Genomic DNA, 21,692 nt, shown 5'->3' on the forward strand with positions numbered 1-21,692 from the left:
ATTTGCTGAAGCGAGGCCAGCTGGCCACGACTCAGTACCCGAATTTCTTGACGACCATAGAGCATTGGAACCACCTGATCCCATCCCGAACTCAGTAGTGAAACGATGCATCGCCGATGGTAGTGTGGGGTTTCCCCATGTGAGAGTAGGTCATCGTCAAGATTAAATTCCGAAACCCCATCTGCGAAAGCAGATGGGGTTTTGTTTTGGGCGGTCGAAAATGCATAGAGGTGCGCTACGGTTGCTTTCAGTCCTAAAGTCCGGCGTTTCTATGCAATGACCCTGCGCATGGCTATCATGCGTGCCTCTTTGTGAGGCGATACTTGCATGCTGACGTTGTTAACACTTCTGAAAGATGGACGATTCCACTCCGGAGAAGCACTTGGTGCTGCCCTGGGCGTCAGCCGTAGTGCTGTCTGGAAGCAGCTCCAGCACCTTGAGGCTGAATTGAACCTGTCCATTCATAAGGTTCGTGGCAAGGGATATCAGTTGGCGTCACCGCTGGTGTTCTTGAGTGCTGAAGGTATCGCGATGAATGCGCCCGTCTTGGCATGGCCCGTTCATATCTCTGATTCCATTGACTCCACGAATGCCGAAGCTTTGCGCCTTGTCGATGCTGGATGCGCTGCGCCGTTCCTGGTGCTTGCCGAGCAACAAACCGCGGGAAGGGGCAGAAGAGGACGAAAGTGGGTCAGTCCGTTCGCACAAAATGTTTATTACAGCCTTGTATTGCGCATTGAGTCTGGCCTTCGGCAATTGGAGGGCCTAAGTCTCGTTGTGGGCTTGGCGGTGATGCAGGCTTTACGCGAGTCAGGCGTACGTGGGGCGGCACTGAAATGGCCAAACGATGTGCTGGTAGGGCAGAAGAAGATCGCCGGGATTTTGCTGGAGTTGGTAGGAGACCCGGCTGATATCTGTCACGTTGTCCTCGGAATAGGCATAAATGTGAACATGCAGAGGGCTGACGAGGTGGATCAGCAATGGACTTCGGTGCTGCTTGAGACAGGCTCTTCTGTTGATCGCAATGCTCTGGTGGCGCAATTGGGTGTGCAGCTGCAGCGCTACCTTGAACGACATCGGGAGGGTGGTTTTGTCGCGCTTCAAGAGGAGTGGGAGCAGAGTCACGCTTGGCAGGGGCGGCCGGTGTCTCTCATTGCGGGTGTCAACCAGGTCGATGGGGTTGTACTGGGTGTAGACCGTCAGGGGGCGTTGCGTTTGAGTGTTGAGGGTGTTGAGAAAATATACAGTGGTGGTGAGTTAAGCCTGAGGTTGCGTGATGATTCTTGAGCTCGACTGTGGGAATAGCTTTATCAAGTGGCGTGTGCTTGATTCGGGTTCCGCAAGTGCCTCTGCGGAGGGGGTTGTTCGTTCTGATCTGGCATTGATTGAAAATCTGTCAGCGCTGCCTCGATTGCTGCTGACGCGCTGCCGATTGGTCAGCGTTCGAGCCCTGGAAGAAACAAGTAAGCTGGTCGAGGCCTTGCACGAGGCTTTTGGCGTTACCGTTTCCTGCGCTGCCCCGGCACGAGAAATGGCCGGAGTACGTAACGGCTACGAAGATTTCGAGCGTCTGGGGCTCGATCGTTGGCTGGCGATGCTGGGTGGATTCAAGCTGGCGCGCGGCGCTTGCCTGGTACTTGATTTTGGTACGGCTGCCACAGCAGATTTTATTGCGGCGGATGGTGAGCACTTGGGTGGCTTCATTTGCCCAGGTATGCCCCTCATGCGCAACCAACTGCGAACGCATACGCGCAAGATTCGGTATGACGACGACGCCGCGGAAAGGGCGCTGGAGCGTCTTTCTCCCGGTCGTACGACTGTGGAGGCCGTGGAGCGCGGTTGTACGCTGATGCTGAGAGGGTTTGTACTGACTCAGTTAGAGTTGGCGCGAAGCTACTGGGGCGATGACTTCACCGTGTTTCTGACCGGGGGGGATGCTGATTTGGTGGTGGATGCAGTGCCGCAGGCGGAGCTCGTGCCCGATCTGGTCTTTGTCGGTTTGGCGATGGCTTGTCCTTTGTCCTGAGGTGATTATGCGTTGGCTATTTTTGCTTTTACTTGTTCTCAATGCCTTCTATTACATTTGGCATCAGCAAGAAGCCCCTTTGCGCGCTAAAGATGTCACGCCTCTGAGCCTTTACAAGGGCTCGCAGCAGGATATTCGACTGCTCAGTGAGTCCTCCGATGCTGTGGTGCGTAGAGAGCGCGCAAAAGCATCTGAAGCGCAAAATACTTGCCTGTATATCGGTGGGTTTGCGGACCAGCGTCAAGCGCAGTCTGTTGAGCAGCGGCTCCTAAGCTTGGATATAAAGGTCAAGGTTCAGCTGCTGAATACTGCGGATGCATCTGGCTACTGGCTGCGTGTGGCCCCTGAAAGTCGACGCCTGGCTGACGATCTGCCCTTTGAAAACCTTGCTAAGGAATTCAATGAGTTAAAACATAAAATAATGTTGTGCGAAGGCGTTGCAACTCTCGAATAGTTTGCATAGAATGGCGCCCGCTTCGCAGTGAAGACCTTTAAGGTCGACAGCGTGAAGCGAAGGTCAATGCAGCTAACCTCATATTTTTAAATGAGAAAATGCTTGACAGAAGGTCGGCGTAATGTAAAATGCCGGCTCGCTTAGGAGGGGTTCCCGAGCGGCCAAAGGGATCAGACTGTAAATCTGACGTCTACGACTTCGAAGGTTCGAATCCTTCCCCCTCCACCATTTTAGCGTGAGCTGCAAGCTCCGCGGGTATAGTTTAGTGGTAGAACCTCAGCCTTCCAAGCTGATGATGCGGGTTCGATTCCCGCTACCCGCTCCAAGTTTGCAGGTTGTGCACGGTGTTTTGCTCTTGTAGCTCAGTTGGTAGAGCACACCCTTGGTAAGGGTGAGGTCAGCGGTTCAAATCCGCTCAAGAGCTCCATATAACAAGGCAGATATGAAAATATCTGCCTTTGTTTTAACAGCTGCCTCGGCTTGATGGTGTTGTGCTTGGCTTTGTTGCTGGGTGATTTCAAGTCTATAGGGGTTGGTTGTTGTAAAGTCTTTTTCAGGCCTGCATAATGGTCGGCCTGATTTTGTTTTAGGTCAGTAGCTCAATTGGCAGAGCGACGGTCTCCAAAACCGTAGGTTGGGGGTTCGATTCCCTCCTGACCTGCCAGATTCACGTGGTGTATCTGGCTTTCTTTTCACAGGATCTTCATAGATGACTCCTAAGGCTGAAGCTCAAAGCTCTCGTTTCGATCTGGTCAAGTGGCTCGCTGTAGTCGCCTTGGTGGTCGTAGGCGTTGTTGGCAATCAGTACTATTCTGCTTCGCCGATCCTGTACCGTGTGCTCGCTTTGCTTGCTCTTGCTGCTGTAGCTGCCTTTGTGGGCCTGCAGACTGCCAAAGGCAAGTCTTTCGCGGTCCTGGTAAAGGAAGCTCGCACCGAAATCCGTAAAGTCGTTTGGCCGACTCGCCAAGAAACCACGCAGACCACGTTGATTGTTGTGGCTGTTGTTCTGGTTATGGCGTTGCTGTTGTGGGGGCTTGATTCCCTGCTCGGCTGGCTTGTTTCCTTGATTGTTGGCTAAGGGTGTCCCGTGGCTAAGCGTTGGTACGTTGTGCATGCTTACTCGGGTTACGAGAAGCATGTTATGCGCTCTTTGCTGGAGCGCGTAAAGCTGGCAGGCATGGAAGATGGCTTCGGCGAAATTCTGGTTCCCACTGAAGAAGTGGTTGAAATGCGGAATGGCCAGAAGCGTAAGAGTGAACGTAAGTTCTTCCCTGGCTACGTGCTAGTACAGATGGACATGAACGAAGGTACTTGGCACTTGGTCAAGGACACTCCTCGTGTTATGGGTTTCATTGGCGGTACCGCTGATAAGCCTGCTCCGATCACCGACAAAGAGGCAGAAGCAATTCTGCGTCGTGTTGCTGATGGTAGCGACAAGCCTAAGCCGAAGACGCTCTTCGAGCCGGGTGAGGTTGTTCGTGTCACAGATGGTCCGTTTGCTGATTTCAACGGTACTGTCGAAGAAGTTAACTACGAAAAGAGCCGGATCCAAGTGGCAGTGCTCATTTTCGGTCGCTCTACCCCGGTAGAGTTGGAGTTCAGCCAGGTCGAGAAGGTCTAGCTGAGCAAGCATCCCAACCCCGCAGCCCTAGGCTGTGGGGTTTTGTCGTCACTGGGATAAACGCGCAAGTAACCGGGGAGCCTTTCGAGGCGTTCGAACCCGTAATTGGAGTGCCTCATGGCCAAGAAGATTACCGCTTACATCAAGCTGCAAGTGAAGGCCGCTCAGGCCAACCCTAGCCCACCCGTCGGTCCAGCTCTGGGTCAGCACGGCGTGAACATCATGGAGTTCTGCAAAGCCTTCAACGCCCGTACTCAGGGTCTTGAGCCAGGTCTGCCAACTCCAGTGATCATCACTGTATACAGCGACCGTAGCTTCACTTTCGAAACCAAGTCGACCCCGGCTTCGGTTCTGCTGAAGAAAGCTGCTGGTCTGACTAGCGGTTCCGCTCGTCCGAACACCGTTAAGGTTGGCACCGTGACTCGTGCTCAGCTGGAAGAAATCGCGAAAACCAAAAACGCGGATCTGACTGCAGCTGATATGGATGCAGCCGTGCGTACCATCGCCGGTTCTGCTCGTAGCATGGGCCTTAACGTGGAGGGTGTGTAATGGCTAAGCTGACCAAGCGCCAAAAGGCTATCGCCGGCAAAATCGAAGCAGGCAAGGCCTACAACTTTGTAGACGCTGCTGCCCTGCTGACCGAGCTGTCGACTGTCAAGTTCAGCGAGTCCGTTGACGTTGCTGTAAACCTGGGTGTTGACCCACGTAAATCCGACCAGGTCGTTCGTAGCGCAACTGTGCTGCCACACGGTACTGGCAAGACTGTACGTGTAGCTGTCTTCACCCAAGGCCCGGCAGCTGAAGCTGCTCTGGCCGCTGGCGCTGACCGCGTTGGCATGGACGACCTGGCTGCCGAAATGAAAGGCGGCGACCTGAACTATGACGTAGTTATTGCTTCCCCGGATGCAATGCGCGTTGTAGGTCAGTTGGGTCAGATCCTCGGTCCACGTGGTCTGATGCCTAACCCTAAAGTCGGCACTGTAACCCCAGACGTAGCCACCGCGGTTAAAAACGCCAAGGCTGGTCAGGTTCGTTATCGCACCGACAAAAACGGCATCATCCACACCTCCGTTGGCAAAGTCGGCTTCGACGCCGTCAAGCTGAAGGAAAACGTTGAAGCCCTGATCGCTGATCTGAAGCGTATCAAGCCAGCTTCCTCGAAAGGTATCTACGTCAAGCGCGTTACCCTGAGCACCACTATGGGCCCAGGTCTGGTCATCGACCAAGGCTCGCTGGACGTATAAGACACAGGTTGACGCGAGAAATCGCGTCAATTGAAAAAATTGGGGTCCCTGCCTGGCGGGGGCTATCCAAGACCGTAGGCGACGTAAGTCTTAAACCACAAGCCTACGCAGATGGTGCTCCCGGTTCCTTACCGAATCAGACACCAAAACGACATCCGGCTCCGGCCAGATGAAACGGTAACAAGCAGGAGTTAAACCCGTGGCAATTAATCTCGAAGACAAGAAGGCCATCGTCGCTGAAGTCAACGAGGCTGCCAAAGCTGCTCTGTCCGCTGTCGTGGCTGATGCCCGTGGTGTGACAGTAAGCGCTATGACCGGACTCCGTAAAGAGGCTCGTGAAGCTGGCGTATACGTACGTGTTGTACGTAACACCCTGCTCAAGCGCGCTGTTGCTGACACTGAATACAGTGTCCTCAACGACGTGTTCACCGGCCCGACCCTGATTGCGTTCTCCACCGACCATCCTGGCGCTGCTGCCCGTTTGTTCAAGGAATTCGCCAAGGGTCAGGATAAGTTCGAGATCAAGGCAGCTGCGTTCGAGGGCAAGTTCCTCGCAGCTAACCAAATCGACGTACTGGCAACACTGCCGACCCGTAACGAAGCTATTTCTCAGCTGATGAGCGTGATTCAAGGCGCTACCAGCAAGTTGGCTCGTACTCTGGCCGCAGTTCGCGAGCAAAAAGAAGCTGCCGCAGCCTAAGGCTGAACAACTTCTCTCGCGTATTTTTGTTTATTTCGATGGCCGCGTAGGCCGTCCCCCAATTCAGGAAATACAGCAATGTCTATCTCCCAAGACGATATCCTCAACGCCGTAGCTGAAATGTCGGTTCTGCAGGTTGTTGAGCTGATCAAAGCTTTCGAAGAAAAATTCGGCGTTTCCGCTGCCGCTGCTTCCGCTGGCCCAGCTGTTGCTGCTGTCGCTGCTGAAGAGCAAACCGAATTCAACGTCATGCTGCTGGAAGCTGGCGAGAAGAAAGTAAACGTGATCAAGGCAGTACGTGAACTGACCGGTCTGGGCCTGAAAGAAGCCAAGGCTGTAGTTGACGGCGCTCCAGCCCAGGTTCTGGAAGCAGTGTCGAAAGACGCCGCTGACAAAGCCAAAGCTGTTCTGGAAGAAGCAGGCGCTAAAGTCGAGCTGAAGTAAGCATCGACCTTGCGTCTCCAGCCCAAGCGTTAAGCTGAAGGCTGATGGCTGGTGGCTCTTGCCACCGGCCTTTTTCCGTTCTTGGCTGTCGACTCGGTCGCCGCCATTAACGTGCTGTAGCCACCCGATGCGGTGGTGCAAACCATGGGGTTTGCGAGATTTTCTGGCTGCTCCCGTCGGGAGGGCCAAACAAGCAGGTGACCAAGCTGGGGAACGCTGATGGCTTACTCATATACTGAGAAAAAACGTATCCGCAAGGACTTTAGCAAGTTGCCGGACGTCATGGATGTCCCGTACCTTCTGGCTATCCAGCTGGATTCGTATCGTGAATTCTTGCAGGCGGGAGCGACCAAAGATCAGTTCCGCGACGTGGGCCTGCATGCGGCCTTCAAATCCGTTTTCCCGATCATCAGCTACTCCGGCAATGCTGCGCTGGAGTACGTCGGTTATCGCCTGGGCGAACCGGCATTTGATGTCAAAGAATGCGTGTTGCGCGGTGTCACGTACGCCGTACCTTTGCGGGTAAAAGTCCGCCTGATCATTTTCGACAAAGAATCGTCGAACAAAGCGATCAAGGACATCAAAGAGCAAGAAGTCTACATGGGCGAAATCCCATTGATGACTGAGAACGGTACCTTCGTTATCAACGGTACCGAGCGTGTTATCGTTTCCCAGCTGCACCGTTCCCCGGGCGTGTTCTTCGACCACGACCGCGGCAAGACGCACAGCTCCGGCAAACTCCTGTACTCCGCGCGGATCATTCCGTACCGCGGTTCGTGGTTGGACTTCGAGTTCGACCCGAAAGACTGCGTGTTCGTGCGTATTGACCGTCGTCGCAAGCTGCCGGCCTCGGTACTGCTGCGTGCGCTCGGCTATACCACTGAGCAAGTGCTGGACGCTTTCTACACCACCAACGTATTCAGCCTGAAGGATGAAACCCTCAGCCTGGAGCTGATTGCTTCGCGTCTGCGTGGTGAAATTGCCGTACTGGACATCCAGGATGAAAAGGGCAAGGTCATTGTTGAGGCTGGCCGTCGTATTACTGCGCGCCACATCAACCAGATCGAAAAAGCCGGTATCAAGTCGCTGGATGTGCCTCTGGACTACGTCCTGGGTCGCACCACCGCTAAGGTTATTGTTCACCCGGCCACAGGCGAAATCCTGGCTGAGTGCAACACCGAGCTGAACACCGAGATCCTGGCAAAAATCGCCAAGGCTCAGGTCGTTCGCATCGAAACCCTGTATACAAACGATATCGACTGCGGTCCGTTCATCTCCGACACATTGAAGATCGACTCCACCAGCAACCAATTGGAAGCGCTGGTCGAGATCTATCGCATGATGCGTCCTGGCGAGCCACCAACCAAAGACGCTGCCGAAACCCTGTTCAACAACCTGTTCTTCAGCCCTGAGCGTTATGACCTGTCTGCGGTCGGCCGGATGAAGTTCAACCGTCGTATCGGTCGTACCGAGATCGAAGGTTCAGGCGTGCTGTGCAAGGAAGACATCGTTGCGGTCCTGAAGACTCTGGTCGACATCCGTAACGGCAAAGGCATTGTCGATGACATCGACCACCTGGGTAACCGTCGTGTTCGCTGCGTAGGCGAAATGGCCGAGAACCAGTTCCGCGTTGGCCTGGTACGTGTTGAGCGTGCGGTCAAAGAGCGTCTGTCGATGGCTGAAAGCGAAGGCCTGATGCCGCAAGACCTGATCAACGCCAAGCCAGTGGCTGCGGCGGTGAAAGAGTTCTTCGGTTCCAGCCAGCTCTCGCAGTTCATGGACCAGAACAACCCGCTCTCCGAGATCACCCACAAGCGCCGTGTTTCCGCACTGGGCCCGGGCGGTCTGACGCGTGAACGTGCAGGCTTTGAAGTTCGTGACGTACACCCGACGCACTATGGTCGTGTATGCCCGATCGAAACGCCGGAAGGTCCGAACATCGGTCTGATCAACTCCCTGGCCGCTTATGCGCGCACCAACCAGTATGGCTTCCTTGAGAGCCCGTACCGTGTGGTGAAAGACGCTCTGGTCACCGACGAGATCGTATTCCTGTCCGCCATCGAAGAAGCTGATCACGTGATCGCTCAGGCTTCGGCCACGATGAACGACAAGAAAGTCCTGATCGACGAGCTGGTAGCTGTTCGTCACTTGAACGAGTTCACCGTCAAGGCGCCGGAAGACGTCACCTTGATGGACGTATCGCCGAAGCAGGTAGTTTCGGTTGCTGCGTCGCTGATCCCGTTCCTGGAGCACGATGACGCCAACCGTGCGTTGATGGGTTCCAACATGCAGCGTCAAGCTGTACCCACCCTGCGTGCTGACAAGCCGCTGGTAGGTACCGGCATGGAGCGTAACGTAGCCCGTGACTCCGGCGTTTGCGTCGTGGCTCGTCGTGGCGGCGTGATCGACTCCGTTGATGCCAGCCGTATCGTGGTTCGTGTTGCCGATGACGAAGTTGAAACTGGCGAAGCCGGTGTCGACATCTACAACCTGACCAAATACACCCGCTCGAACCAGAACACCTGCATCAACCAGCGTCCGCTGGTACGTAAGGGTGATCGCGTTCAGCGCAGCGACATCATGGCTGACGGCCCGTCCACCGACATGGGTGAATTGGCACTGGGTCAGAACATGCGCATCGCGTTCATGGCATGGAACGGCTTCAACTTCGAAGACTCCATCTGCCTGTCCGAGCGTGTTGTTCAAGAAGACCGTTTCACCACGATCCACATTCAGGAACTGACCTGTGTGGCACGTGACACCAAGCTTGGGCCAGAAGAAATCACTGCAGACATCCCGAACGTGGGTGAAGCTGCACTGAACAAGCTGGACGAAGCCGGTATCGTTTACGTAGGTGCTGAAGTAGGCGCAGGCGACATCCTGGTTGGTAAGGTCACTCCGAAAGGCGAGACCCAACTGACGCCGGAAGAAAAACTGCTGCGTGCCATCTTCGGTGAAAAAGCCAGCGACGTTAAAGACACCTCCCTGCGCGTACCTACCGGTACCAAGGGCACTGTCATCGACGTACAGGTCTTCACTCGTGATGGTGTTGAGCGTGATGCTCGTGCGCTGTCCATCGAGAAGACTCAACTCGACGAGATCCGCAAGGACCTGAACGAAGAGTTCCGTATCGTTGAAGGCGCGACCTTCGAACGTCTGCGTTCCGCGCTGGTAGGCCACAAGGCCGAAGGCGGCGCAGGCCTGAAAAAAGGTCAGGACATCACCGACGAAATCCTCGACGGTCTTGAGCACGGCCAGTGGTTCAAACTGCGCATGGCTGAAGATGCTCTGAACGAGCAGCTCGAGAAGGCCCAGGCCTACATCGTTGATCGCCGCCGTCTGCTGGACGACAAGTTCGAAGACAAGAAGCGCAAACTGCAGCAGGGCGATGACCTGGCTCCAGGCGTGCTGAAAATCGTCAAGGTTTACCTGGCAATCCGTCGCCGCATCCAGCCGGGCGACAAGATGGCCGGTCGTCACGGTAACAAGGGTGTGGTCTCCGTGATCATGCCGGTTGAAGACATGCCGCACGATGCCAATGGCACCCCGGTCGACGTCGTCCTCAACCCATTGGGCGTACCTTCGCGTATGAACGTTGGTCAGATCCTTGAAACCCACCTGGGCCTCGCGGCTAAAGGTTTGGGCGAGAAGATCAACCGTATGATCGAAGAGCAGCGCAAGGTTGCTGACCTGCGCAAGTTCCTGCACGAGATCTACAACGAGATCGGCGGCCGCAAAGAAGAGCTGGATACCTTCTCCGACCAGGAAATCCTGGATCTGGCGAAGAACCTGCGCGGCGGCGTTCCAATGGCTACCCCGGTGTTCGACGGTGCCAAGGAAAGCGAAATCAAGGCCATGCTGAAACTGGCAGATCTGCCAGAAAGCGGCCAGATGCAGCTGTTCGACGGCCGTACCGGCAACAAGTTTGAGCGCCCGGTTACTGTTGGCTACATGTACATGCTGAAGCTGAACCACTTGGTAGACGACAAGATGCACGCTCGTTCTACCGGTTCGTACAGCCTGGTTACCCAGCAGCCGCTGGGTGGTAAGGCTCAGTTCGGTGGTCAGCGTTTCGGGGAGATGGAGGTCTGGGCACTGGAAGCATACGGTGCTGCTTACACTCTGCAAGAAATGCTCACAGTGAAGTCGGACGATGTGAACGGTCGGACCAAGATGTACAAAAACATCGTGGACGGCGATCACCGTATGGAGCCGGGCATGCCCGAGTCTTTCAACGTGTTGATCAAAGAAATTCGTTCCCTCGGCATCGATATCGATCTGGAAACCGAATAACACGTGACGCGAATCGAGAGCGGGGCTGTTTAGCCCGCTCTCTGCTCCGCCAGGAGGAAAGGCCTTGAAAGACCTACTGAATTTGCTGAAAAACCAGGGTCAAGTCGAAGAGTTCGACGCCATCCGTATTGGATTGGCATCGCCTGAGATGATCCGTTCGTGGTCGTTCGGTGAAGTTAAAAAGCCGGAAACCATCAACTACCGTACGTTCAAACCTGAGCGTGACGGCCTGTTCTGCGCCAAGATCTTTGGCCCGGTAAAGGATTACGAGTGCCTGTGCGGTAAGTACAAGCGCTTGAAGCACCGTGGCGTTATCTGCGAGAAGTGCGGCGTTGAAGTTGCACTGGCCAAGGTTCGTCGTGAGCGCATGGCGCACATCGAACTGGCTTCGCCGGTTGCCCACATCTGGTTCCTGAAATCGCTGCCGTCCCGTATCGGCTTGCTGATGGACATGACCCTGCGTGATATCGAGCGCGTTCTCTATTTTGAGAGCTATGTCGTTATCGATCCAGGCATGACCACCCTTGAAAAAGGTCAGCTGCTGAACGACGAGCAGTACTTCGAAGCGCTGGAAGAATTTGGCGACGATTTCGATGCCCGCATGGGTGCCGAAGCTGTCCGCGAACTGCTGCACGCTATCGACCTGGAGCACGAGATTGGCCGCCTGCGCGAAGAAATTCCGCAAACCAACTCGGAAACCAAGATCAAGAAGCTGTCCAAGCGTCTGAAGTTGATGGAAGCCTTCCAGGGTTCCGGCAACTTGCCAGAGTGGATGGTGCTGACCGTTCTGCCGGTTCTGCCGCCAGACCTGCGTCCGCTGGTACCGTTGGACGGTGGTCGTTTTGCGACGTCCGACCTTAACGACTTGTACCGCCGCGTGATCAACCGTAACAACCGCTTGAAGCGCCTGCTTGATCTGTCCGCTCCGGACATCATCGTGCGCAACGAAAAGCGTATGTTGCAGGAAGCTGTCGATGCCTTGCTCGACAACGGTCGTCGTGGCCGCGCTATCACCGGTTCCAACAAGCGTCCTCTGAAATCCCTGGCTGACATGATCAAGGGTAAGCAAGGTCGTTTCCGTCAGAACTTGCTCGGTAAGCGTGTTGACTACTCCGGTCGTTCGGTAATTACCGTAGGCCCGACCCTGCGTCTGCACCAGTGCGGTCTGCCTAAGAAGATGGCACTTGAGCTGTTCAAGCCATTCATCTTCGGCAAGCTGGAAATGCGCGGTCTCGCGACCACCATCAAAGCGGCCAAGAAAATGGTCGAGCGCGAACTGCCAGAGGTTTGGGACGTTCTCGCTGAAGTGATTCGCGAACACCCGGTTCTCCTCAACCGTGCACCGACCCTTCACCGTCTGGGTATCCAGGCGTTTGAACCGGTACTGATCGAAGGTAAGGCTATCCAGCTGCACCCTCTGGTCTGTGCTGCGTACAACGCCGACTTCGACGGCGACCAAATGGCCGTGCACGTACCGCTGACACTGGAAGCCCAGTTGGAAGCGCGTGCGTTGATGATGTCGACCAACAACATTCTGTCGCCAGCCAACGGTGAGCCAATCATCGTTCCGTCGCAGGACGTTGTATTGGGTCTGTACTACATGACGCGTGAAGCGATCAACGCCAAGGGCGAAGGTCGTGTATTCGCTGATCTGCAGGAAGTTGACCGTGTGTTCCGTGCTGGCGAAGCCGCACTGCACGCCAAGGTCAAAGTGCGGATCAACGAAACCGTCAATGACCGTGATGGCGGCAGCGTGACCAACACCCGTATCGTCGACACCACTGTCGGCCGTGCGCTGTTGTATCAAGTTGTGCCAAAAGGTCTGTCGTACGACGTTGTTAACTTGCCGATGAAGAAAAAGGCGATCTCCAAGCTGATCAACCAGTGCTACCGCGTGGTTGGTTTGAAAGAGACCGTGATCTTCGCTGACCAGTTGATGTACACAGGTTTTGCTTATTCGACCATTTCCGGCGTTTCGATCGGTGTTAACGACTTCGTTATCCCGGATGAAAAAGCCCAGATCATCGGTGCTGCTACCGATGAAGTGAAAGAGATCGAAAGCCAGTACGCATCCGGCCTGGTAACCCAGGGCGAGAAGTACAACAAAGTGATCGACCTTTGGTCCAAGGCCAACGACGAAGTGTCGAAGGCGATGATGGCTAACCTTTCGAAAGAAAAGGTTATCGACCGTCATGGTGTAGAAGTCGATCAAGAGTCGTTCAACTCGATGTACATGATGGCCGACTCGGGCGCACGGGGTTCTGCTGCGCAGATCCGTCAGCTCGCCGGTATGCGTGGCCTGATGGCCAAGCCGGACGGTTCTATCATCGAAACGCCGATCACTGCGAACTTCCGTGAAGGTTTGAGCGTACTTCAGTACTTCATCTCGACTCACGGTGCTCGTAAAGGTCTGGCGGATACCGCGTTGAAAACCGCTAACTCCGGTTACCTGACTCGCCGTCTGGTAGACGTTGCACAAGACTTGGTTGTGACTGAAGTCGACTGCGGTACCGAGCACGGTCTGCTGATGACTCCGCACATCGAAGGCGGCGACGTTGTAGAGCCGTTGGGTGAGCGCGTACTGGGTCGAGTAATCGCCCGTGACGTATTCAAGCCAGGTACCGAGGAAATTATTGTTCCTGCCGGCACCCTGGTAGACGAGAAGTGGGTCGAGTTCATCGAACTCAACAGCATCGACGAAGTGATCGTTCGCTCGCCGATCAGCTGCGAAACCCGCTACGGCATCTGCGCCAAGTGCTACGGTCGTGACTTGGCTCGTGGTCACCAAGTGAACATCGGTGAAGCGGTCGGCGTTATCGCTGCCCAGTCCATCGGTGAGCCGGGTACCCAGCTGACCATGCGTACGTTCCACATCGGTGGTGCGGCAAGCCGGACCTCTGCAGCCGACAGCGTTCAGGTGAAGAATGGCGGTACCGTCCGTCTGCACAACCTGAAACACGTTGAGCGAGTGGATGGCCACCTGGTTGCTGTGTCCCGTTCCGGTGAGCTGGCGATCGCTGATGACTACGGTCGTGAGCGTGAGCGCTACAAGCTGCCGTACGGTGCTGTGATTTCGGTTAAAGAAGGTGACAAGGTCGACGCTGGCGCAATCGTGGCTAAGTGGGACCCGCACACTCACCCAATCGTTACCGAAATGAAAGGTACCGTGACCTACGTGGGCATGGAAGAAGGCATCACGATCAAGCGTCAGACTGACGAATTGACCGGTATGACCAACATTGAAGTGCTCGACGCCAAAGATCGTCCAGCTGCCGGTAAAGACATCCGTCCTGCCGTGAAGATGGTCGATGACAACGGCAAGGATCTGTTGCTGCCAGGCACTGACGTAATCGCTCAGTACTTCCTGCCAGCCAACGCCTTGGTCGGTGTGGCGGATGGTGCGAAGATCGCGATCGGTGATGTTATCGCGCGTATCCCGCAAGAAACTTCGAAAACCCGCGACATCACCGGTGGTCTGCCGCGTGTTGCCGACTTGTTCGAAGCTCGTCGTCCGAAAGAAGCGTCGATTCTGGCTGAAGTCAGCGGCACCATCGCGTTCGGTAAAGAGACCAAAGGCAAGCGCCGTCTGGTTATTACCCCGAACGACGGTAGCGATCCGTACGAAGAGCTGATTCCGAAGTGGCGTCACCTGAACGTGTTCGAAGGCGAACAGGTAAACCGCGGCGAAGTTATCTCCGACGGCCCAAGCGATCCACACGACATCCTGCGTCTGCTGGGTGTGAGTGCGCTGGCCAAGTACATCGTTAACGAGATCCAGGACGTTTACCGCCTGCAAGGCGTGAAGATCAACGATAAGCACATCGAGACCATCCTGCGTCAGATGCTGCGTAAAGTTGAAATCGCTGAATCCGGCGATTCCAGTTTCATCAAGGGCGACCAGATGGAACTGACTCACGTACTGGTAGAGAACGAACGTCTGGGCGCGGAAGACAAGTTTGTCTCCAAGTTCACTCGTGTGTTGCTGGGTATCACCAAGGCGTCGTTGTCCACTGAGTCGTTCATCTCGGCGGCCTCCTTCCAGGAGACCACTCGCGTACTGACCGAAGCAGCGGTAACCGGCAAGCGCGATTACCTGCGCGGCCTGAAAGAAAACGTGGTCGTGGGTCGTCTGATCCCGGCAGGTACCGGTTTGGCTTACCACAGCGAGCGCAAGCGCCGCCGTGATGCTGACAAGCCGTTGCGCGTAAGCGCCAGTGAAGTGGAAGCTGCACTGACCGAAGCACTGAACTCAAGCGGTAACTGAGTTCTGCACTAGATAAGTCCGGGCCCTGGCAGCCCCATTCGTCGGAACGAGGCAAATTTGCCCCGGTTCGACGAGAGGGGAGGTCGGGGCCTTGCCTTGACTGGGGGCAAGATCCTCTTTAGACTCTTGTACCCCTAAATTTGGCGGGAATTCGTTCCTGCCATTTTGCTTTTCTTGCAAGACAATAGCGTCGCAAGACAACAGTGGAGCTAGTAGATGGCAACTATCAACCAGCTGGTACGTCAGCCGCGTAAGCGTATCGTCGAGAAATCCGACGTGCCTGCGCTGCAGAACTGCCCGCAACGTCGTGGCGTATGCACTCGCGTGTATACCACTACGCCGAAAAAACCTAACTCGGCACTGCGTAAAGTATGCCGTGTGCGCCTGACCAACGGTTTCGAGGTTTCCTCGTACATCGGTGGTGAAGGTCACAACCTGCAAGAGCACAGCGTGGTACTGATCCGCGGCGGTCGTGTAAAAGACTTGCCAGGTGTTCGTTACCACACCGTACGCGGCTCCTTGGATACTTCCGGCGTTAAAGGTCGTAACCAGGGTCGTTCGAAGTACGGTACCAAGAAGCCTAAGTAGTAGCGGCTTTTTGCAAAACTGAATCATCTTATTTTCTGAGTCGATAAGAGTAAGGTCGGAGGCGTCCCGAAAGGGCACCGATTCCGAGCGAACCTGAAGACCGTTTGAGGGCTTATCCATGCCAAGAAGACGCGTAGCAGCCAAGCGCGAAGTGCTTGACGATCCAAAATACGGAAGCCAAATTCTGGCCAAGTTCATGAACCACGTGATGGAAAGCGGCAAGAAAGCCGTTGCCGAGCGTATCGTTTATGGCGCGCTGGAAAAGGTTAAAGAACGCAAGAACAGCGACCCCCTGGAAATCTTCGAGAAAGCTCTCGACGCCATCGCTCCGCTGGTCGAAGTGAAGTCGCGCCGTGTAGGCGGTGCTACTTACCAGGTTCCGGTTGAAGTTCGTCCGTCCCGTCGTAACGCCCTGGCAATGCGCTGGTTGGTAGACTTCGCCCGTAAGCGTGGCGAGAAGTCTATGGCTCTGCGTTTGGCCGGCGAGTTGTTGGACGCTGCTGAAGGTAAAGGTGCTGCTGTTAAGAAGCGTGAAGACGTGCACCGTATGGCTGAAGCTAACAAAGCTTTCTCGCACTACCGCTTCTAATCTTAGCTTCACTAATTTTGCGAGGGCTTTATGGCTCGTACTACTCCGATTAGCCGCTACCGTAACATCGGTATCGTTGCTCACGTGGATGCTGGTAAAACCACCACCACTGAGCGCGTACTGTTTTACACCGGCAAAAGTCACAAAATGGGCGAGGTGCATGACGGCGCCGCGACCACAGACTGGATGGTTCAGGAGCAGGAGCGTGGTATTACCATTACTTCTGCTGCTATTACCGCCTTCTGGAAGGGTTCCGAGAAGCAGTACAAAGACGAGCACCGTTTCAACGTAATCGATACCCCGGGCCACGTAGACTTCACCATTGAAGTTGAACGTTCCCTGCGTGTACTCGACGGCGCTGTCGTTGTGTTCTGCGGCACCTCGGGTGTTGAGCCTCAGTCGGAAACCGTATGGCGTCAAGCCAACAAATACGGCGTTCCACGTCTTGTTTACGTAAACAAGATGGACCGTGCTGGTGCCAACTTCCTGCGCGTGATCGGTCAGATCAAGCAGCGTCTGGGTCACACCCCGGTGCCTATCCAGTTGGCTATCGGTTCCGAAGACAACTTCCAAGGCCAGATCGATCTGCTGACCATGGAAGCGGTTTACTGGAACGACGCTGACAAAGGTATGGTTCCTGTTCGCAAGCCTATCCCTGCAGAGTTGCAGGAACTGGCTGACGAGTGGCGCAACAACATGGTTGAAGCTGCGGCTGAAGCCAACGAAGAGCTGATGAACAAGTACCTCGAAGGTGAAGAACTCACCAACGTGGAAATCAAGGCTGCTCTGCGTCAGCGTACTATTGCTGGTGAGATCGTCTTGGCTGTTTGCGGTTCCTCGTTCAAGAACAAGGGTGTTCCCCTGGTTCTCGATGCTGTGATCGACTATCTGCCAGCACCTGTTGATATTCCTGCCATCAAGGGTACTGACCCGGATGACGAGACTATCGAACTGGAGCGTCATGCAGACGACGCAGAACCGTTCTCCGCTCTGGCATTTAAAATTGCCACTGACCCATTCGTGGGTACCTTGACCTTCGTCCGTGTTTACTCGGGCGTGTTGAACTCCGGCGACGGCGTGATCAACTCGGTTAAAGGCAAGAAAGAGCGCGTGGGTCGTATGGTGCAAATGCACGCAAACGCCCGTGAAGAAATCAAGGAAGTACGCGCTGGTGACATCGCGGCCTTGATCGGCATGAAGGACGTCACCACTGGTGAAACTTTGTGCAACGCTGACAAGCCAATCATCCTGGTTCGCATGGACTTCCCGGAGCCGGTTATTTCGGTTGCCGTAGAGCCTAAGACCAAGGATGACCAGGAAAAAATGGGTATCGCTCTGGGCAAGCTTGCTCAGGAAGATCCATCTTTCCGCGTCAAAACTGATGAAGAGACTGGTCAAACGATCATCTCCGGCATGGGCGAGTTGCACCTGGACATCCTGGTTGACCGGATGCGCCGTGAGTTCAACGTCGAAGCCAACATCGGTAAGCCTCAGGTTTCCTATCGTGAGCGCATCACGAAGAACTGTGAAATCGAAGGCAAGTTCGTTCGTCAGTCCGGCGGTCGTGGTCAGTTCGGTCACTGCTGGATCCGTTTTGCTCCTGCTGACGAAGGTCAGGAAGGTCTGCAATTCGTGAACGAAGTAGTAGGTGGTGTTGTTCCTAAGGAATACATCCCTGCTATCCAGAAGGGTATCGAAGAGCAGATGAAGAACGGTGTTGTTGCCGGCTATCCGCTGATCGGCCTGAAAGCAACCGTTTTTGACGGTTCTTACCACGACGTCGACTCCAACGAGATGGCGTTTAAGGTGGCTGCTTCCATGGCAACCAAGCAACTGGCCCAGAAGGGCGGTGGTGAGTTGCTTGAGCCAATCATGGCGGTAGAAGTTGTTACACCTGAAGACTATATGGGTGATGTCATGGGCGACCTTAACCGTCGTCGCGGCATGATCTTGGGTATGGAAGACACGGTTTCCGGCAAAGTGATTCGCGCCGAGGTTCCGTTGGGTGAGATGTTCGGTTATGCGACCGACGTTCGCTCCATGTCCCAGGGTCGCGCAAGCTACTCTATGGAATTCAAAAAATACAACACAGCTCCGGCGCACATCGCTGAAACTGTATCCAAAAAACAAGGCTGATTCAGTCCTTTAGGCAAGGAGTTAATTGTCGTGGCTAAAGAAAAATTTGATCGTTCCCTACCGCACGTCAACGTTGGCACTATCGGTCACGTTGACCACGGTAAAACCACTCTGACTGCTGCTCTGACTCGCGTTTGCTCCGAAGTATTCGGTTCTGCAATCGTTGATTTCGATAAAATCGACAGCGCACCAGAAGAGAAAGCTCGTGGTATCACCATCAACACCGCGCACGTTGAATACAACTCGCTGATCCGTCACTACGCTCACGTTGACTGCCCAGGTCACGCTGACTATGTGAAGAACATGATCACCGGTGCTGCCCAGATGGACGGCGCGATCCTGGTTTGCTCGGCCGCTGATGGTCCGATGCCACAAACCCGTGAGCACATCCTGCTGTCCCGTCAGGTAGGCGTTCCGTACATCGTGGTTTACCTGAACAAGGCTGACCTGGTAGACGACGCTGAGCTGCTGGAACTGGTTGAGATGGAAGTGCGCGATCTGCTGAGCACTTACGACTTCCCAGGCGACGACACTCCGATCATCATCGGTTCTGCTCGTATGGCTCTGGAAGGCAAAGACGACAACGAAATGGGCACCACGTCCGTTCGTAAACTGGTTGAGACTCTGGACAGCTACATCCCAGATCCAGTCCGTGTTATCGACAAGCCGTTCCTGATGCCAATCGAAGACGTATTCTCGATCTCCGGTCGTGGTACTGTTGTGACTGGTCGTATCGAGCGCGGTATCGTTAAGGTTCAAGATCCACTGGAAATCGTTGGTCTGCGTGACACTACCGTCACCACCTGCACCGGTGTTGAAATGTTCCGTAAGCTGCTCGACGAAGGTCGTGCTGGCGAGAACTGCGGCGTTCTGCTGCGTGGTACCAAGCGTGACGACGTTGAGCGTGGCCAGGTTCTGGTCAAGCCAGGTTCGGTTAAGCCGCACACCAAGTTCGAAGCTGAAGTGTATGTGCTGAGCAAAGAAGAAGGCGGTCGCCACACTCCGTTCTTCAAAGGCTACCGTCCACAGTTCTACTTCCGTACTACTGACGTGACTGGTAACTGCGAGCTGCCGGAAGGCGTTGAGATGGTAATGCCAGGCGACAACATCAAAATGGTTGTCACCCTGATCAAAACCATCGCAATGGAAGACGGTCTGCGTTTCGCTATCCGCGAAGGCGGCCGTACCGTTGGTGCTGGTGTTGTAGCTAAAATCATCGAGTAATTATCTCTTCTGAGATAGCTCGGTTTTTTTGAGAAGGCCCCCGCTTAGCGGGGGCCTTTTTTATTGGGTTGACACCTATCTGGGGCGTCTATAGAATTGCGCCTCCTTTTAACGGGCGTATTGCGCTCGCTGGGAATAGCAGCCGGAGTCTGAAATCCAATGCAAAATCAGCAAATCCGTATCAGGTTGAAGGCTTTTGACCATCGCCTGATCGACCAATCCACCCAGGAAATCGTGGAAACCGCGAAACGTACTGGTGCTCAAGTGCGTGGTCCAATTCCACTGCCTACCCGTAAAGAGCGGTTCACCGTTCTGGTCTCCCCGCACGTCAACAAAGACGCGCGTGACCAGTACGAGATCCGTACTCATAAGCGCGTACTGGACATCGTCCAGCCAACGGATAAAACCGTTGATGCACTTATGAAGCTCGATCTGGCGGCCGGTGTGGAAGTACAGATCAGCCTCGGCTAAGACTTGGGTCTTAGTCGTGTAACGCTCTGAAATGGGCGGCCATAGCGGGTGAAAGCCCCGTACACTCATGAGGTTTACAACATGACTATTGGTGTAGTCGGTCGTAAATGCGGTATGACCCGTATTTTCACCGAAGAAGGTGTCTCCATTCCGGTTACGGTCATTGAGATCGAACCGAATCGCGTCACCCAGTTCAAAACTGAAGAGACCGATGGCTATCGTGCAGTGCAAGTCACTGTCGGCGAGCGTCGTGCTTCGCGCGTGACTGCTGCTCAAGCAGGTCACTTCGCTAAAGCAAACGTTGCAGCTGGTCGCACTGTTATGGAGTTCCGTCTCGAAGACGGCGACTACCAGGCTGGCGATCTGATCAACGCTGAAATCTTCGCCGCTGGTCAACTGGTTGATGTAACCGGTCAGTCCAAAGGTAAAGGCTTCCAGGGTACGATCAAGCGTTGGAATTTCCGTGGCCAAGACAACACTCACGGTAACTCCGTTTCCCACCGCGTCCCGGGCTCTATTGGCCAGTGCCAGACTCCTGGTCGTGTATTCAAGGGCAAAAAAATGTCCGGTCATATGGGCGCTGAGCGCGTGACCGTGCAGTCCCTCGAAGTAGTGCGCGTCGACGCTGAACGCAATCTGTTGTTGGTCAAGGGTGCTGTTCCTGGCGCTACTGGCGGCAACCTGGTTGTACGTCCAGCGGCCAAGGCTCGCGGTTAAGGGGAAGCTGACATGCAATTAAATGTAAATGACGCTCAAGCGATCGAAGTTTCCGAACTGACGTTTGGCGGCGAGTTCAACGAGACGCTGGTTCACCAAGCAGTCGTGGCCTACATGGCCGGCGGCCGTCAAGGTAGCAAGCAGCAAAAGACCCGTTCCGACGTTCGTGGTGGCGGTAAGCGCCCTTGGCGTCAGAAAGGTACTGGCCGTGCTCGTGCCGGTACTATCCGTAGCCCAATCTGGCGTGGCGGCGGTACCACTTTCGCAGCTCGTCCACAGGATCACTCGCAGAAGCTCAACAAGAAGATGTACCGCGCAGCTCTGCGCTCCATCCTTGCTGAACTCGTGCGTACTGACCGTCTGGTCGTGGTTCAGGATTTCGCTGTTGAGAGTCCAAAAACCAAAGATCTGCTGGGCAAACTGAACAACATGAGCCTGACCGACGTTTTGATCGTGTCGGAAGCTGTTGATCAGAACCTGTACCTGGCTGCTCGCAACCTGCCACACGTTGATGTACGTGACGTGCAAGGTTCCGATCCAGTTAGTCTGATCGCATACGACAAGGTGTTGATCACCGTGTCGGCCGTGAAGAAATTCGAGGAGCTGCTGGGATGAACCAGGAACGCGTATTTAAAGTTCTGCTTGGCCCGCACGTTTCCGAAAAGGCTACGGTTCTGGCTGACAAGAAAGGCCAGTTCGTTTTCAAGGTTGCAACTGACGCAACCAAGCTGGAAATCAAGAAGGCCGTCGAAAGCCTGTTCAGCGTGAAAGTAGAGCGTGTTACTACCCTGAATGTTCTGGGTAAGAGCAAGCGCACTGCTCGCGGTCTGGGCAAGCGTAATGACTGGAAGAAGGCAGTTATCTCCCTTCAGCCAGGCCAAGATCTCGATTTCAGCAGCAGTGCTGAGTAAGGAAGGGGTG

19 protein-coding genes, 4 tRNA genes and 1 rRNA gene are annotated in these 21,692 nt (G+C 54.8%); all 24 read left to right on the forward strand.

Features of this window, described 5'->3' with window-relative positions; translation table 11 throughout:
- Window positions 1-46 precede the first annotated feature (46 nt).
- A 5S ribosomal RNA gene (gene rrf / locus BM403_RS18600) occupies window positions 47-162 on the forward strand.
- A gap of 165 nt (window positions 163-327) precedes the next feature.
- Window positions 328-1,287, forward strand: a complete 960-nt coding sequence (gene birA / locus BM403_RS18605) for a bifunctional biotin--[acetyl-CoA-carboxylase] ligase/biotin operon repressor BirA (protein WP_093544181.1) — start codon at window positions 328-330, stop codon at window positions 1,285-1,287.
- The gene (locus BM403_RS18610; protein ID WP_064052235.1) at window positions 1,277-2,026 is read left to right on the forward strand and encodes a pantothenate kinase; all 750 of its coding nucleotides are present in this window, start codon (window positions 1,277-1,279) and stop codon (window positions 2,024-2,026) included. The genes birA and BM403_RS18610 overlap by 11 nt, the downstream gene beginning before the upstream one ends.
- A gap of 7 nt (window positions 2,027-2,033) precedes the next feature.
- Entirely contained in the window at window positions 2,034-2,480 is a 447-nt protein-coding gene (locus BM403_RS18615) for a hypothetical protein (RefSeq protein WP_015886140.1), read from the forward strand.
- 143 nt (window positions 2,481-2,623) lie between these two features.
- Window positions 2,624-2,708 (forward strand) — tRNA-Tyr (locus BM403_RS18620).
- 23 nt (window positions 2,709-2,731) lie between these two features.
- Window positions 2,732-2,805, forward strand: a tRNA-Gly gene (locus BM403_RS18625).
- Between the two features lie 26 nt (window positions 2,806-2,831).
- Window positions 2,832-2,907 (forward strand) — tRNA-Thr (locus BM403_RS18630).
- Between the two features lie 161 nt (window positions 2,908-3,068).
- Window positions 3,069-3,144: transfer RNA gene (locus tag BM403_RS18635), tRNA-Trp, on the forward strand.
- A gap of 45 nt (window positions 3,145-3,189) precedes the next feature.
- Window positions 3,190-3,558: a preprotein translocase subunit SecE gene (gene secE / locus BM403_RS18640; protein WP_003194658.1), complete on the forward strand. Its 369-nt coding sequence runs from the start codon at window positions 3,190-3,192 to the stop codon at window positions 3,556-3,558.
- A gap of 9 nt (window positions 3,559-3,567) precedes the next feature.
- On the forward strand, window positions 3,568-4,101 hold the full coding sequence (gene nusG / locus BM403_RS18645) for a transcription termination/antitermination protein NusG (protein WP_003176436.1): 534 nt from the start codon (window positions 3,568-3,570) through the stop codon (window positions 4,099-4,101).
- 117 nt (window positions 4,102-4,218) lie between these two features.
- Window positions 4,219-4,650, forward strand: a complete 432-nt coding sequence (rplK, locus tag BM403_RS18650; protein ID WP_003176435.1) for a 50S ribosomal protein L11 — start codon at window positions 4,219-4,221, stop codon at window positions 4,648-4,650.
- Window positions 4,650-5,345, forward strand: a complete 696-nt coding sequence (gene rplA / locus BM403_RS18655) for a 50S ribosomal protein L1 (RefSeq protein WP_003232403.1) — start codon at window positions 4,650-4,652, stop codon at window positions 5,343-5,345. The genes rplK and rplA overlap by 1 nt, the downstream gene beginning before the upstream one ends.
- A 199-nt stretch (window positions 5,346-5,544) precedes the next feature.
- Window positions 5,545-6,045 carry a 50S ribosomal protein L10 gene (gene rplJ / locus BM403_RS18660; RefSeq protein WP_015886139.1) on the forward strand — a complete coding sequence of 167 codons (501 nt, stop codon included), beginning with the start codon at window positions 5,545-5,547 and terminating at the stop codon, window positions 6,043-6,045.
- A 78-nt stretch (window positions 6,046-6,123) separates the two neighbouring features.
- Window positions 6,124-6,489, forward strand: coding sequence for a 50S ribosomal protein L7/L12 (gene rplL, locus BM403_RS18665; RefSeq protein WP_003210093.1), 366 nt, complete (start codon window positions 6,124-6,126; stop codon window positions 6,487-6,489).
- A 219-nt stretch (window positions 6,490-6,708) separates the two neighbouring features.
- Complete coding sequence (gene rpoB, locus BM403_RS18670) at window positions 6,709-10,782, forward strand: DNA-directed RNA polymerase subunit beta (protein WP_015886138.1); 4,074 nt, start codon at window positions 6,709-6,711, stop codon at window positions 10,780-10,782.
- A gap of 64 nt (window positions 10,783-10,846) precedes the next feature.
- The gene (rpoC, locus tag BM403_RS18675) at window positions 10,847-15,046 is read left to right on the forward strand and encodes a DNA-directed RNA polymerase subunit beta' (protein ID WP_015886137.1); all 4,200 of its coding nucleotides are present in this window, start codon (window positions 10,847-10,849) and stop codon (window positions 15,044-15,046) included.
- A 216-nt stretch (window positions 15,047-15,262) separates the two neighbouring features.
- Complete coding sequence (rpsL, locus tag BM403_RS18680; RefSeq protein WP_002555494.1) at window positions 15,263-15,634, forward strand: 30S ribosomal protein S12; 372 nt, start codon at window positions 15,263-15,265, stop codon at window positions 15,632-15,634.
- Between the two features lie 118 nt (window positions 15,635-15,752).
- Complete coding sequence (rpsG, locus tag BM403_RS18685; protein WP_002555493.1) at window positions 15,753-16,223, forward strand: 30S ribosomal protein S7; 471 nt, start codon at window positions 15,753-15,755, stop codon at window positions 16,221-16,223.
- 30 nt (window positions 16,224-16,253) lie between these two features.
- Window positions 16,254-18,359: an elongation factor G gene (gene fusA / locus BM403_RS18690; RefSeq protein WP_015886136.1), complete on the forward strand. Its 2,106-nt coding sequence runs from the start codon at window positions 16,254-16,256 to the stop codon at window positions 18,357-18,359.
- Between the two features lie 30 nt (window positions 18,360-18,389).
- The gene (gene tuf / locus BM403_RS18695) at window positions 18,390-19,583 is read left to right on the forward strand and encodes an elongation factor Tu (protein WP_003176426.1); all 1,194 of its coding nucleotides are present in this window, start codon (window positions 18,390-18,392) and stop codon (window positions 19,581-19,583) included.
- A 159-nt stretch (window positions 19,584-19,742) separates the two neighbouring features.
- Window positions 19,743-20,054, forward strand: coding sequence for a 30S ribosomal protein S10 (gene rpsJ, locus BM403_RS18700; RefSeq protein ID WP_003186070.1), 312 nt, complete (start codon window positions 19,743-19,745; stop codon window positions 20,052-20,054).
- Between the two features lie 81 nt (window positions 20,055-20,135).
- The gene (gene rplC / locus BM403_RS18705; protein ID WP_003194649.1) at window positions 20,136-20,771 is read left to right on the forward strand and encodes a 50S ribosomal protein L3; all 636 of its coding nucleotides are present in this window, start codon (window positions 20,136-20,138) and stop codon (window positions 20,769-20,771) included.
- A gap of 12 nt (window positions 20,772-20,783) precedes the next feature.
- Complete coding sequence (gene rplD / locus BM403_RS18710; protein ID WP_003176424.1) at window positions 20,784-21,386, forward strand: 50S ribosomal protein L4; 603 nt, start codon at window positions 20,784-20,786, stop codon at window positions 21,384-21,386.
- Window positions 21,383-21,682 carry a 50S ribosomal protein L23 gene (rplW, locus tag BM403_RS18715; RefSeq protein WP_002555488.1) on the forward strand — a complete coding sequence of 100 codons (300 nt, stop codon included), beginning with the start codon at window positions 21,383-21,385 and terminating at the stop codon, window positions 21,680-21,682. The genes rplD and rplW overlap by 4 nt, the downstream gene beginning before the upstream one ends.
- Window positions 21,683-21,692: the final 10 nt, after the last annotated feature.

The organism is Pseudomonas sp. OV546 (assembly GCF_900116845.1).
GTDB lineage: Bacteria > Pseudomonadota > Gammaproteobacteria > Pseudomonadales > Pseudomonadaceae > Aquipseudomonas > Aquipseudomonas petroselini.

Excerpts from the sequence above, each read along its gene's own strand:
- birA (WP_093544181.1), top strand. The coding sequence starts at position 328 with ATGCTGACGTTGTTAACACTTCTGAAAGATGGACGATTCCACTCCGGA.
- BM403_RS18610 (WP_064052235.1), top strand. The coding sequence starts at position 1,277 with ATGATTCTTGAGCTCGACTGTGGGAATAGCTTTATCAAGTGGCGTGTG.
- BM403_RS18615 (WP_015886140.1), top strand. The coding sequence starts at position 2,034 with ATGCGTTGGCTATTTTTGCTTTTACTTGTTCTCAATGCCTTCTATTAC.
- secE (WP_003194658.1), top strand. The coding sequence starts at position 3,190 with ATGACTCCTAAGGCTGAAGCTCAAAGCTCTCGTTTCGATCTGGTCAAG.
- rplK (WP_003176435.1), top strand. The coding sequence starts at position 4,219 with ATGGCCAAGAAGATTACCGCTTACATCAAGCTGCAAGTGAAGGCCGCT.
- rplA (WP_003232403.1), top strand. The coding sequence starts at position 4,650 with ATGGCTAAGCTGACCAAGCGCCAAAAGGCTATCGCCGGCAAAATCGAA.
- rplL (WP_003210093.1), top strand. The coding sequence starts at position 6,124 with ATGTCTATCTCCCAAGACGATATCCTCAACGCCGTAGCTGAAATGTCG.
- rpoB (WP_015886138.1), top strand. The coding sequence starts at position 6,709 with ATGGCTTACTCATATACTGAGAAAAAACGTATCCGCAAGGACTTTAGC.
- rpsL (WP_002555494.1), top strand. The coding sequence starts at position 15,263 with ATGGCAACTATCAACCAGCTGGTACGTCAGCCGCGTAAGCGTATCGTC.
- rpsG (WP_002555493.1), top strand. The coding sequence starts at position 15,753 with ATGCCAAGAAGACGCGTAGCAGCCAAGCGCGAAGTGCTTGACGATCCA.
- fusA (WP_015886136.1), top strand. The coding sequence starts at position 16,254 with ATGGCTCGTACTACTCCGATTAGCCGCTACCGTAACATCGGTATCGTT.
- rpsJ (WP_003186070.1), top strand. The coding sequence starts at position 19,743 with ATGCAAAATCAGCAAATCCGTATCAGGTTGAAGGCTTTTGACCATCGC.
- rplC (WP_003194649.1), top strand. The coding sequence starts at position 20,136 with ATGACTATTGGTGTAGTCGGTCGTAAATGCGGTATGACCCGTATTTTC.
- rplD (WP_003176424.1), top strand. The coding sequence starts at position 20,784 with ATGCAATTAAATGTAAATGACGCTCAAGCGATCGAAGTTTCCGAACTG.
- rplW (WP_002555488.1), top strand. The coding sequence starts at position 21,383 with ATGAACCAGGAACGCGTATTTAAAGTTCTGCTTGGCCCGCACGTTTCC.